Genomic DNA, 12,634 nt, shown 5'->3' with positions numbered 1-12,634 from the left:
CTTTCAGTAATGGGTCATGGCATGGGCACGATCATCGTGATCCAGATGCGGAATGGCGTTGAAGCTGGCAAGGATTGGTCCTTGGGGAATGACATGCACCCGATGGACTGAACTATTCATGATCGGCAACAGCACATGCGCCATACGGGTTGGATCAAGGTTCAGCAAATGCCGGATGATCATCCCGATCACTCCGCCCGAGGTCACGCATAATACGCGGGTGCCGGGCTTTGCGGCTTCTTGCAGGACGGATGTGACGCGATCCTCGAATGAGGCGAAGGTCTCAACGCCCTTGATCTCGGCGTTATGCCAGGCGCGCATCACCAGAGGGACATGCCCGGCAAATTCCTCAGGTCCGGGGAACGGCACGCCGTGCACATCCTCTAGCGCCTGACCCAGATTGAAGTAGTCCATCTCGTTGAGGCGCTCATCAATCTCTGGCGTGGCATATCCGATGCCGGCGGCGGTCTCGCGGTGGCGGCGCAGGCTGCCCGAGATCACCTTGTCAAAGGGGGCTTCGCGATCTCTGAGGTAGTCACCCAGCCATGCGGCCTGTTGATGACCAAGATCGGACAGACGGTCATAGCTTTCTTCATCTGTCGCACCGGAATTCGCCTGCCCGTGCCGCACCAATATGACTTCGCCCATGCAAATCCTCCTGAGCGTATAGAGTTACGAGGTGGGAACCGGCATTGCAACGACTCAGAAACCGCCCGGCGACGGCCTTTAGCGGGTCAGAATAACGCTCTGCCACATCCATCGCATGTCACATCCGTCACGGTGGCGCGAGAATACAGAAATAATGCACGCTCACGGATTTGCGCCAGACTGAAATCTGTGAACGGTTGAAAAAGTACTGATCCAGTTTGACAGGGCATTCGGTCCGCCGCCGCACAGACCCGGATGGGTTTCTGTGCATGAGCGCGCAGATGTACCCCAATGGCATTCAAATCCTCATGTCAAGAACCAAGTGCGATCACATTGATCACCATTTTCGTGATCGCCGCCTCCCTTTTCGAACGGCCCCAAAAGCACAATCTTCAACTCATCGAAACGCAGCACAGACCGCTGCACACCAAATCAAACGCGGTTCTCCCGCCGCAGATAACAAACTTAAAAGGAACGAAAACATGTCTATCAAATCAATCGCACTTATCGCTGCAACAATCGCCGCAACTGCTTCCGTTGCTTCCGCTGACAGCTACTTCGAATTCAACGAGCGTCTGGATAGCTCTTCTACACTGGACCTGGGCCTGGTGACTGCAGAAGGCGCCGGTACAGTTGAAATCTACGACTTCTCTACAGGTGAAATCGGCAAACTGCTCGGCACTGAAATGGTCAACGCAGGTGCAAACGCTGACGTGCGTGTCAATGTAGGCATCCGCCCATCGTCCGACGTGATCGCCCTGTTGAAAGTTGGCGGCGAAACCGTCGCTGAGCGCGACTACGACATCGACCGCTAAATGCATCTTGGCGGCGGCCAGTAGATGGTTGCCGCCACCCTACCTACTCCCTCCCTGCTCACGGCGTCACGCCATGTAAACAACACCAAAAGGAAATATATCATGTCTATCAAATCAATCGCACTCGTCGCTGCAACAATCGCCGCAACTGCTTCCGTCGCTTCCGCCGACAGCTACTTCGAATTCAACGAGCGTCTGGATAGCTCTTCTACACTGGACCTGGGTCTGGTGACTGCTGAAGGCGCCGGCACTGTTGAAATCTACGACTTCTCTACAGGTGAAATCGGCAAATTGCTGGGCACTGAAATGGTCAACGCAGGTGCAAACGCTGACGTGCGTGTCAATGTAGGCATCCGCCCATCGTCCGACGTGATCGCCCTGTTGAAAGTTGGCGGCGAAACCGTCGCTGAGCGCGACTACGACGTCGACCGCTAATCCCCGGACACGCTCCCCCCTGTCCACTCGGGCCGCAGCTGTACCCAGCTGCGGCTCTTTTTCGTTTTGCCGTGCCCTCACCTCTTGTTAACCGATTCTTGGCATGGGATTGTGAGGCTCAAGAGCAGCCCATAAGCAAAAACCAACAGGGTCATTTTGGTGTCCACGACCGCACTTCTTAGCGATGTATTCGGCTTTGATGAATTCCGCCCCGGTCAGGGCGAAATCGTTGACGCGGTTGTGGCGGGTCAAAACACATTGGCCATCATGCCCACAGGCGGCGGCAAGTCGCTTTGCTTCCAACTTCCTGCACTTGTCCGTGACGGTGTCACTGTTGTCATTTCCCCACTGATTGCCCTCATGCGCGACCAGGTTCGCGGCCTGCGCGAAGCAGGCGTTGAGGCAGGGGCGCTGACCTCGGGAAATACACAGGAAGAAACCGATGCCGTGTGGGAGGCGTTGGAGGCTGGTACGCTCAAACTCCTCTACATGGCACCTGAACGGCTGGCGTCGGGTGGCACGATAAATATGCTGCGGCGCGCAGGTGTGAGCCTGATCGCTGTGGATGAGGCGCATTGTGTCAGCCAGTGGGGTCATGATTTCCGCCCTGATTATCTGCGTCTGGGCGATCTACGGCGCACTCTGAACGTGCCACTTGCCGCCTTTACCGCCACCGCAGATGCAGAGACGCGCGATGAGATCGTGCAAAAGCTGTTTGACGGGGCGCAACCATCCACATTTCTGCGCGGCTTTGACCGGCCCAATATCCATCTGGCCTTTGCCGTCAAAGACGGGCCCCGCAACCAAATCCTGAACTTTGCAGCGGCGCGCAAGGGGCAGTCAGGGATCGTATATTGCGGCACCCGCGCCAAAACCGAAACACTGTCCAACGCCCTGCGCGAAGCAGACCACAGTGCCTGCCATTATCACGGCGGGATGGAGGCCGAAGACCGCCGCATCGTCGAACGCCGTTTCCAGCAAGAGGACGGGCTGATCGTTTGCGCGACTGTCGCTTTCGGCATGGGCATCGACAAACCCGATATTCGCTGGGTCGCCCACGCTGATCTGCCCAAATCGATTGAGGCCTATTATCAGGAAATCGGTCGTGCGGGCCGCGATGGTGCCCCAGCTGAAACGCTAACGCTTTTTGGCCCCGATGATATCCGTTACCGCCGCCAGCAGATTGACGAAGGGCTGGCACCGCCCGAACGCCGTGCGGCGGATCATGGGCGGCTGAATGCCCTGCTTGGGTTGGCCGAGGCACTGCGCTGTCGGCGTCAAAATCTGCTGGAATATTTTGGCGAAACACCACAGCCCTGCAACAACTGCGATCTGTGTGATAAGCCCGCCGAAGTCTTTGACGGCACCACTGCGGTGCGCATGGCGCTTTCTGCCGCTTTGCGGACCGACGAATGGTTTGGCGCAGGTCATCTGATCGACATTGTCATGGGCAACCCAACCGACAAAATCATGCAGCGCGGCCATGACAGCCTTCCAACCTTTGGGGTTGGCAAGGAATATGACAAGCGCCAATGGCAGGCCATTTTCCGGCAAATTATGGGCCATGACCTGCTGCGCCCTGACCGTGAACGCCACGGTGCCCTGCGCATGACCGAACATGCCCGCCCGATCCTGCGTGGCGAAGCCAAGATCGAGCTGCGGCGCGACACAATCAAGGCTGCACGCGGATCTGGCCCAAAGGTGCGGATGCTTGTCAGCGAAGAAAACGCGCCACTGCTGTCGGCACTTAAGGCCAAACGGCGCTATCTGGCCGAACAGGCCAATGCGCCGGCCTATATCATCTTCAACGACCGCACCTTGATTGAGATGGCTGAAAAACGCCCAATGAACCTTGATGATATGGCCCATATCGGCGGCGTCGGGGCCAAAAAACTTGAGAACTACGGGCGTGATTTCCTCGAAGTAATAGCGGGGGCCGTTGAAGAGGTTCATCCCATGCGCCGCAAACTGGCAGGGCGTGACGAAGGCGCCGTCTATGACCAGTTGATGCAAGCCCAAGCGGCCCTTAGCCGCGGCCCGCATGGCGCGGACAAACCCATGAGCTGTTCTGCCTCCATGTTGGCCAAGGTGGCCCAGCTTCATGCCGCTGATATGGGCAACCTCACCCGTTTGATCGGTGACAAATACGCAGAGCGATTTGGTGAGGCCTTTCTTGAAGTGCTGGAAAGCCGCTAAACCCCCCACCAAAAACAAAAGGCCATCCGCGCGGGACAGCCTTTTGAGGTTTTCATTTTGCGGGATGTCGCCCCGCGTTCCGATCAGTGCTGGAACTTCTTGATTTCACCGGCTTTGAGGCGGCTGCTGTAAGATGCCAGCTCTGTCTTCACGACCTTCATCAGGAAGTAGAGGCAGAAGATGTTGACCACAGCCATGGCAAAGATCGCCGCATCCGAAAAGTCGATGACTGGCCCAAGGTTGGCCGCCGCACCGATCACGATGAAGATGCAGAAGATGATCTTGAAGATCAGCTCTGTCGTCTTGCCTTCGCCGAACAGATAGGTCCAAGCCTTCAATCCGTAGTATGACCAAGAGATCATCGTCGAGAAAGCGAACAGGATCACGGCAATGGCCAGAATGAACGGGAACCAGCTGATGGCTGATCCGAATGCCGCAGACGTCAGCGCAACACCTGTGTTGCCATCGACCGTTGCAATCGCATTGCCAGCCTCGTTCAGGACATAGTTTCCTGTTGCCTGATCAATGATCAACTGCTGCGAGATGATGATTACCAGCGCTGTCATCGTACAGATGACAACCGTGTCGATCAGCGGCTCAAGCAGTGAAACAAAGCCTTCGGTGATCGGCTCTTTGGTTTTCACCGCAGAGTGTGCAATCGCCGCAGAACCCACGCCCGCTTCGTTCGAGAACGCCGCACGCTTGAAGCCCTGGATCAACGCACCGACGAAACCGCCTGCAACACCCAGACCAGTAAAGGCACCGGCAAAGATCTGACCAAAGGCCCAACCGATCATGTTGAAGTTGACGATCAACACGATCAGCGCCGCACCCACATACATAACGCCCATGAAAGGAACGACCTTTTCGGTAACGCGTGCGATAGATTTGATACCGCCTACGATGACCGCAAAGACGACCGCAGCGAACACAAGACCAGTGATCCAGCCCGGAAACTCGCCCGTGATCTGGGTGATCTGCGCGTGGGCCTGATTGGCCTGGAACATGTTACCGCCGCCCAGCGCGCCCAGAATACAAAAGACCGAGAACACAACCGCAAGGATCTTGCCACCCGGCAGGCCAAGCTCGTTAAAGCCTTTGCTGATGTAGTACATCGGGCCGCCAGAGACCGTACCATCGGGGTATTCGTTGCGATACTTCACACCCAGCGTACATTCGGTGAACTTCGATGCCATCCCCAGCAGACCCGCAAGGATCATCCAGAATGTTGCACCGGGACCACCGATACCTACGGCAACCGCGACACCGGCGATGTTACCAAGACCCACCGTGCCCGAAAGGGCCGTGGCAAGCGCCTGGAAGTGGCTTACTTCACCCGCGTCATTGGGGTCAGAGTAGTCACCCTTCACAAGGCCGATCGCGTGGCCAAAGTACCGGAATTGCACGAAAGCAAAGTAGATGGTGAAAATCGAAGCACCAATCACCAGCCACATTACAATCCATGGGAAGGACGTGCCAGGAATTGGCGCGAAGATCAGGCTAACAAACCAACCGGTTGAGCTTGCAAAGATCTCGTTCACGCGCGCATCAAGGCTGCCAGCCTCTTGCGCTATGGCCTGACCGGACATGGCGATAAACGCGCCAAGGGTCAGAAGAAGACGTTGAATATTCTGCATCTTAACGTTCCTTATGCGACAACAGTGACAGGAACGCGGGCGTTCATCACAAGGTTTGCGGTTGAGCTACCGAACAGTCGCGATGTCAGGCCACCAGCGCTGGAACGCGCCACGATGATCTGATCCGCGCCTTCGCTATGGGCGATATCATCGATTGTGTCTGCCACATCGCCATGGCGGACGATGGCCCGCGCGGAAAGACCTGCTTTGGTCAGCTCTGCTACGGCAGGGTTCAGGACCCGCTCCATCGCTATCGCGATTTCCTCTTCGCGGCGCTTATGGCGCTGCGCGTTTTCCTCAGCTGTCTGAAAGGAAAACGGCGACCATTCGATCACGTAGACCACGATCATTTCGCAGGACGTCGATTTCGCCGCGATGTGTTTGGCAAAGTCCAGGGCTTTGCCCCCGGTACTCGCCCCATCAAGGCCGATGACTAGTTTCATGGATATGTCCCCCATCTTCGTTATTTTAGATGCGCTCTTGTATTGAAAGTGCATGGAGTTTGAGCATTAACGAAGTTGTATCCATACACTCGTCAGCACAGGCCGACGTAGGACCATCCTATAGAAGCCGGATGATAAATGTGGCCGAATCTGTTGCGTTCTTAAGTGTTTTCGACTGAAATTTAGAGATTCGCGCTACTATTGGCCTTTCGTTTCCGTAGCCTCGCTATCACTTTGTCTGCTGCGCCGTTCCGTCTGTTGCTGTGCATCGCGGTGCGCGAGTGTGCCTTGCGCTCTATTCCAGATGGTGAACGCCGCTTTGGCAGGCCACCACACTCGCGCATTGACCACCTTGCCACTTCCCACTAGCTAGCGCCCATTCTGAAAAGGGCATGACATGGCACGCAAACGCAAAGGGCGCGATATCTCAGGCTGGTTGGTTGTGGACAAGCCGGCTGGCATCACTTCGACCGCCGTCGTCAACAAGGTCCGCTGGGCCTTGGATGCCAAAAAGGCAGGACATGCCGGAACGTTGGACCCCGAAGCAACTGGCGTGCTGGCCGTGGCTTTGGGCGAGGCGACCAAAACGGTTCCCTATATCACGGACGCCTTGAAGGCTTATCGTTTCACAGTGCGCTTTGGGCAGGCCACCAACACCGACGATGCCGAAGGCGAAGTCATCGCCACCTCCGATCTACGCCCTGATGACGCAGCGATCAAATCCGCCTTGGGCAGTTTTGTCGGTGATATCATGCAGGTCCCGCCGCAATTCTCGGCCGTGAAGGTCGACGGCGAGCGGGCCTACAAAAAGGCCCGCGAAGGCGAAGAGATGGCGCTCTCTGCCCGTCCACTTTGGGTGGAAGAGCTGTTGCTGACAGATCGCCCGGATGCCGACCATGCCACACTAGAAATGACCTGCGGCAAAGGCGGTTACGTCCGCTCTATTGCGCGCGATCTGGGTCAGGCGCTGGGGTGCAAAGCCCACGTCAAGTCGCTGCGCCGCATCTGGTCCGGCCCGTTTGAGGCCACCGAAGGTGTGACACTCGAACAGGTTGATACGCTCGCCAAGACACCAGAGCTTGATCAGTTTCTGCAACCGCTGGAAGTGGGTCTTGTGGATCTGCCCGAGGTCCGATGCCCGGCTGAAAGCGTGGCCAAGCTGCGCAATGGGAACCCCGCCTCGGTCATCGCCAGCGGTGTTGAATTCGGTGAAGAGGTCTGGGCCTCTTACGATGGTCAAGCCATTGCCGTTGGAACCTATCGCGGTGGCGAGATGCAGCCCTCACGGGTCTTTGTCCCTCCGCAAGCGTGATCACCCGCACCCATACCAAAGACGATGCGCCGTCAACGGCAGTTTATTCGGATTGCGAGCAGTATCGGTATGCGCTGACCCGCACATGGAACCCGGCGGGCAAGCGCGTCCTTTTTGTGATGCTCAACCCGTCCAAGGCGACCGAGGTGCAGAACGACCCCACAGTAGAACGGTGCGAGCGGCGCGCCCGCGCGCTGGGGTTCGGCGCCTTTCAGGTGACTAACATCTTTGCATGGCGCGAAACCGACCCAACCAAGATGCGCAAAACCGCTGATCCAATCGGCCCGGCCAATGATGCCACGATCCGTGAAGGTGCGGCCTGGGCAGATCAGGTGATTGCCGCCTGGGGTACCCATGGGGCGCATCTGAACCGCGGCCCCGAGGTGGAGGCAGTACTGCGCGCCACAGGCAAGCCGATCTACACATTGGGGTTGAGCAAACACGGGCACCCCAAGCACCCGCTCTATATCAGCTATAGTCAAAGCCCGATGTTGTGGGCCGCGCCTTGAGACCTTTGCTGCATTAACCATTCGTTCATTTCAGACACCGTTCTGCCTGTCGCTCGTGCTATCAAATGCACTGCGGGTCGGGGCGACTCGAATATGCATAGGTCAATCAAATGCTCGCAATCATGGGTTTGATGGGGGTCGCCGCGACGGCGTTCTTTATCGCAGATACGGACGACGACGCCCCCGCCACGGACGAAGGGGTACCGCCCGACCAAGATGACCCCAGTCATCCAATCACATCAATCGACGAGCTGATCGCACCCAGTGATGAGGACACGGTGATCTTTTCCGGTGACGGCGATGATGTGATCGTTTCCGGGGGTGGTGACGACTATCTGGATGGAGAAGATGGCGACGACCTTTTGGTTAGCAATGCAGGCAACGATGTGCTGCACGGCGGTCGCGGTGATGATCAACTGGATGCAGGCGACGGAGATGACCAATTGAACGGCCATGTGGGTAATGATGTGCTGCAGGGTGGTGGCGGCGATGACAGGCTCAATGGTGGCAGCGGCGATGATCTGCTGATGGGTGGGGCGGGGGATGATGCCCTGCTGGGATCGTTGGACAATGATGTGCTGGTAGGGGGTGCCGGGGCCGATACATTGCATGGCGGATCGGGGGATGACCTGCTGTATGACCGCGGTGACGACGATGCCGACTATCTTAACGGCGGCGCAGGCGACGATATCTTGAAGGGCGACGCGGGTGATACGCTCAATGGGGGCACCGGGGCGGACCTCTTTGCGCTGACTACCCAGAATGATGTGATCATCGAAGATTACGACGCACAGGTCGATCAGATCGAGATCACCTATGAAGGCGAAGCGCCGGAGTTGCGCACAACGCTAACCGCGGACGGGCTGGTCTTAATGGCAGGTGAAGAAATCGTTGCAACCTTTCTTGAACTTGATGCGTTGGACACAGATACCGTCACCCTGATCACAGCCTAACAAAATCCTTTCCTTTTGCGGGGAATCCCCCTAAAGCGACGCATCCGCACAAGGATCACCTTGGTCGGACCCTCCACGGGCCTTTCTGGACGACATCCCGGATCGCGCCATCAACCCTTAGATACAAGGAGCCCCCGATGTCGATTACTGCTGAAGACAAGACACGGATCATGAAGGAATTTGCGACCAAAGAGGGCGACACTGGTTCCCCCGAGGTGCAGATCGCAATCCTGTCCAGCCGCATCGCGACGCTGACAGAGCACTTCAAGACCCACAAAAAAGACAACCACGGCCGCCGCGGCCTGCTCAAGATGGTGGCCCTGCGCCGTAAGCTGCTGGATTACACCAAAGGCAAGGACGAGGCCCGCTATCAAGACCTGATCAAGCGTCTGGGCCTGCGTCGCTAAGGCAACGCAACCGATCACAGAAATAGAAAAAACGCCCACCATTTGGTGGGCGTTTTTGTTTCTTCACTCGGGCTTGCCGCTGATCCTAGAAGGAAACAGCCGCACCCACGACAAGGCCATCAAAGCCAAAGGCACCATCAGAGCTGTCTTCAATCCCAGTCCACTGATGTGCCTCATAGCCAACCTTCAGCGTTGTGGTTGTGGGGCCAACTGCGAATGAATGCTCATACCCCACCCCGATCGCCATCTGTGAAAGCAGCGATTGTGGGTCATCGCTTCCGTTATCGACCAGATCACCAAACAACGCTGCCGTTTCAAAGCTGCCGTAAATCCCACCATTGCCGAACACGGCTTGCGTTGCCTTCACGCCGAAAACACCGCCAATGCCGTCGAATTCATGAGTGTTCGTCAGGCCACTATCGGCGAAGTTCAAATCTTCAAAGTCCAGCTTCCGAACCCCGGCCGACAATTCAAATTCCAGTCCGGGTGTCACTTCAAATGCGTTATAGCCAACCAGATCAAGCTGCCGCGACTGAATTTCGGTCAGGTTGCCGTCCTGACCCTGATCATAAGACACATCCATGTCCCAGAATTGCAGCCGCACACCTGCACCATTGGAAAATGTATATCCAGCCTTTGCGCGCACGGACGGTTCGCGACCAAGATCATCGTCGTCGCTGAAACCGTCAGCGATCGAAGGGGCCAGGTTAAGACCCTCAATTTCAAGGTTGAATTCTTGCGCCATCGCAAGTGGTGCCGTGCTGGCCAAAGTCAGTGCGGCAAGGGTCATAGATTTGAAAACTGTCATAGGAATACTCTCTTTCGGTGTTGCGTCATGGGGTTTCCACAAGGCTTACGCGGGGGCTTCCCGAATTATTCTGACAAATTTCACAAAATTGTGGGGTGGCGGATCACAGGCTTTGGGCTGATGCCTACAAGCCCTTCCCAAACACACGAAAACCCGCTAAGCCCCGCTAGTCTTGAGAAGCAGGCGCCCGCATTCCAGCGCCATAGCAAGATACCGGAATGAGGGGGAATACGCCCCCTACGCAAAAAGGCCCGAAATGGGCCAACTAGGAAAACATCATGTTTAATGAAGTGAAGAAATCAATTCAGTGGGGCGAAGAAAAGCTGACACTGGAAACGGGCAAGATTGCCCGCCAAGCCGATGGCGCTGTCATCGCAACACTTGGTGAAACCAGTGTTATGGCGAACGTCACGTTCGCACGTAAGCAAAAGCCGGGGCAGGACTTTTTCCCGCTGACCGTCCACTACCAAGAAAAATACTATGCCGCCGGTAAAGTGCCGGGTGGCTTTTTCAAGCGCGAAGCGCGTCCCACTGAAAAAGAGACGCTGACTGCACGTTTGATCGACCGCCCGATCCGTCCACTGTTTGTCCCCGGCTTCAAGAACGAAGTTCTGGTGATGTGTACGGTTCTGTCCCACGACATGGTCAATGACCCGGACATGGTCGCCATGATCGCCGCCTCTGCCGCACTGACGATTTCCGGCGCGCCGTTCCGTGGCCCGATTGCTGCCTGCCGCGTTGGTTTTGAGGATGGCGAATACATCCTGAACCCTGAAATTGACGACATGCATAACCTGCGCCTGAACCCAGAGCAGCGTTTGGACCTTGTTGTCGCCGGCACCAAAGACGCCGTGATGATGGTTGAATCCGAAGCCTATGAGCTGACAGAAGACGAGATGCTGGGTGCAGTTACTTTTGCACATGAGCAGATCCAACCTGTCATCGACCTGATCATTGATCTGGCCGAAGATTGCGCAAAAGAGCCGTTTGATTTTGAACCGGTCGATTACTCTGACCTTTCCGCTGCGGTCAAAGCTGCTGGCGAAGACCAGATGCGTGCTGCTTATGCGATCACAGACAAGCAAGAGCGTACTGCGGCGGTGACTGCTGCAAAGGCCGCAATTGTTGAAGCTCTGACTGAAGAGCAGCAAGAAGACGGCAACCTTGGCGCCGCCCTGAAGGGTCTGGAATCAAGCGTATTGCGCGGCGATGTCGTCAAAAACGGCAAGCGTATCGATGGCCGTGCCCTCGACACGATCCGCCCAATTGTCTCCGAGACTGGTATTCTGCCACGCACGCACGGCTCTGCCTTGTTCACACGTGGCGAAACTCAGGGTCTGGTTGTGACCACGCTGGGTACCGGTGACGACGAGCAGATGATCGACGCGCTGACCGGTATGTATAAATCCAACTTCATGCTGCACTATAACTTCCCTCCTTATTCGGTTGGTGAAGTTGGTCGTGTGATGGGGCCGGGCCGTCGTGAGATTGGTCACGGCAAGCTGGCATGGCGTGCGTTGCAGGCGGTTCTTCCTGCGGCAACGGATTTCCCATACACCATCCGTCTGGTGTCAGAGATCACTGAATCCAACGGCTCGTCTTCGATGGCGTCTGTTTGTGGCGGTTCCCTGTCCATGATGGACGCGGGCGTTCCTTTGAAAGCACCGGTCGCCGGTGTGGCCATGGGTCTGGTCATGGAAGATGACGGCGAATACGCCATTCTGTCCGACATTCTGGGTGACGAAGACCACCTTGGCGACATGGACTTTAAGGTTGCGGGTACCGAGAACGGCATCACGTCCTTGCAGATGGACATCAAGATCGCGGGCATCACGCCAGAGATCATGTCAAAAGCATTGGCGCAGGCCAAAGCTGGCCGTCTGCATATCCTTGGTGAGATGGCCAAGGCGTTGACTGGGGCGCAGGAATTCAGCGTTCACGCACCCAAGATCGAGACGATGCAAATCCCAACCGACAAGATCCGTGAAGTTATCGGCTCTGGCGGTAAGGTTATCCGCGAAATCGTGGAAACATCCGGTGCCAAAGTCGACATCAACGATGATGGCGTGATCAAACTGGCGTCCAACGATGCCGAGGCGATCAAAAAAGCCTACGACATGATCCACTCGATCGTGGCCGAGCCGGAAGAAGGCGTGATCTACAAAGGTACGGTCGTGAAGGTTGTGGACTTTGGCGCTTTCGTCAACTTCTTTGGCAAGCGCGACGGTCTGGTCCACGTGTCCCAGATCGAGAACCGCCGTCTGAACCACCCTTCTGATGTTCTCAAAGAAGGTCAGGAAGTCTGGGTCAAACTGCTTGGCTTCGATGATCGCGGCAAGGTCCGTCTAGCCATGAAGATGGTCGACCAGGAAACCGGCGAAGAGATCGCAAAAGAGGAGGCGGCTGAGTAATCTGCCCCCTTTTTGGACAAAGCTCAAACACCCGGTCAATTTGGCCGGGTGTTTTTTGTT

At 56.5% G+C, this 12,634-nt stretch carries 12 protein-coding genes; 8 read left to right on the top strand and 4 right to left on the bottom strand.

From position 1 onward, the window contains the following. Positions 1–3 precede the first annotated feature (3 nt). Positions 4–648: a histidine phosphatase family protein gene (locus tag DHN10_RS06685; RefSeq protein ID WP_108814430.1), complete on the bottom strand. Its 645-nt coding sequence runs from the start codon at positions 646–648 to the stop codon at positions 4–6. 269 nt (positions 649–917) lie between these two features. On the opposite strand from DHN10_RS06685, the gene DHN10_RS20000 reads away from it, so the two are divergent. The 3 genes from DHN10_RS20000 to recQ all read left to right on the top strand — a co-directional run bounded on the left by DHN10_RS20000 (position 918) and on the right by recQ (position 4,094). Then, positions 918–1,463 (top strand): hypothetical protein, encoded by a 546-nt coding sequence (locus DHN10_RS20000; protein ID WP_234417059.1) that lies wholly within the window; start codon positions 918–920, stop codon positions 1,461–1,463. Positions 1,464–1,565: 102 nt separating this feature from the next. Next, positions 1,566–1,898, top strand: a complete 333-nt coding sequence (locus DHN10_RS06675) for a hypothetical protein (protein WP_108814428.1) — start codon at positions 1,566–1,568, stop codon at positions 1,896–1,898. 159 nt (positions 1,899–2,057) lie between these two features. After that, positions 2,058–4,094 carry a DNA helicase RecQ gene (gene recQ / locus DHN10_RS06670; RefSeq protein WP_108814553.1) on the top strand — a complete coding sequence of 679 codons (2,037 nt, stop codon included), beginning with the start codon at positions 2,058–2,060 and terminating at the stop codon, positions 4,092–4,094. Between the two features lie 83 nt (positions 4,095–4,177). On the opposite strand, the gene DHN10_RS06665 is transcribed toward recQ, so the two are convergent. Continuing rightward, entirely contained in the window at positions 4,178–5,731 is a 1,554-nt protein-coding gene (locus DHN10_RS06665) for an alanine/glycine:cation symporter family protein (protein WP_108814427.1), read from the bottom strand. Positions 5,732–5,742: 11 nt separating this feature from the next. Then, complete coding sequence (locus tag DHN10_RS06660) at positions 5,743–6,174, bottom strand: universal stress protein (RefSeq protein WP_108814426.1); 432 nt, start codon at positions 6,172–6,174, stop codon at positions 5,743–5,745. Between the two features lie 397 nt (positions 6,175–6,571). Here DHN10_RS06660 and truB point away from each other — a divergent pair, with 397 nt between their 5' ends. The 4 genes from truB (at position 6,572) to rpsO (ending at position 9,355) form a co-directional block, all read left to right on the top strand. After that, positions 6,572–7,486 carry a tRNA pseudouridine(55) synthase TruB gene (truB, locus tag DHN10_RS06655; protein ID WP_108814425.1) on the top strand — a complete coding sequence of 305 codons (915 nt, stop codon included), beginning with the start codon at positions 6,572–6,574 and terminating at the stop codon, positions 7,484–7,486. Then, the gene (locus tag DHN10_RS06650; RefSeq protein ID WP_108814424.1) at positions 7,483–7,995 is read left to right on the top strand and encodes a DUF1643 domain-containing protein; all 513 of its coding nucleotides are present in this window, start codon (positions 7,483–7,485) and stop codon (positions 7,993–7,995) included. Before truB ends, DHN10_RS06650 begins: the two co-directional genes overlap by 4 nt. Before the next feature lie 110 nt (positions 7,996–8,105). Beyond that, positions 8,106–8,948, top strand: a complete 843-nt coding sequence (locus DHN10_RS06645; protein ID WP_234417058.1) for a calcium-binding protein — start codon at positions 8,106–8,108, stop codon at positions 8,946–8,948. 137 nt (positions 8,949–9,085) lie between these two features. After that, the gene (gene rpsO, locus DHN10_RS06640) at positions 9,086–9,355 is read left to right on the top strand and encodes a 30S ribosomal protein S15 (RefSeq protein WP_108814423.1); all 270 of its coding nucleotides are present in this window, start codon (positions 9,086–9,088) and stop codon (positions 9,353–9,355) included. Between the two features lie 85 nt (positions 9,356–9,440). Here the strand turns inward: rpsO and DHN10_RS06635 are convergent, their stop codons facing one another. After that, positions 9,441–10,163 carry a hypothetical protein gene (locus tag DHN10_RS06635; protein WP_108814422.1) on the bottom strand — a complete coding sequence of 241 codons (723 nt, stop codon included), beginning with the start codon at positions 10,161–10,163 and terminating at the stop codon, positions 9,441–9,443. A 278-nt stretch (positions 10,164–10,441) separates the two neighbouring features. Between DHN10_RS06635 and pnp the strand changes: the two genes are divergently transcribed. Beyond that, on the top strand, positions 10,442–12,574 hold the full coding sequence (gene pnp / locus DHN10_RS06630; protein ID WP_108814421.1) for a polyribonucleotide nucleotidyltransferase: 2,133 nt from the start codon (positions 10,442–10,444) through the stop codon (positions 12,572–12,574). Positions 12,575–12,634 lie beyond the last annotated feature (60 nt).

It is taken from the genome of Loktanella sp. Alg231-35 (assembly GCF_900143545.1).
In the GTDB taxonomy this organism is placed as follows: domain Bacteria; phylum Pseudomonadota; class Alphaproteobacteria; order Rhodobacterales; family Rhodobacteraceae; genus Yoonia.
This window is presented reverse-complemented; position numbering and strand designations above follow the sequence as displayed.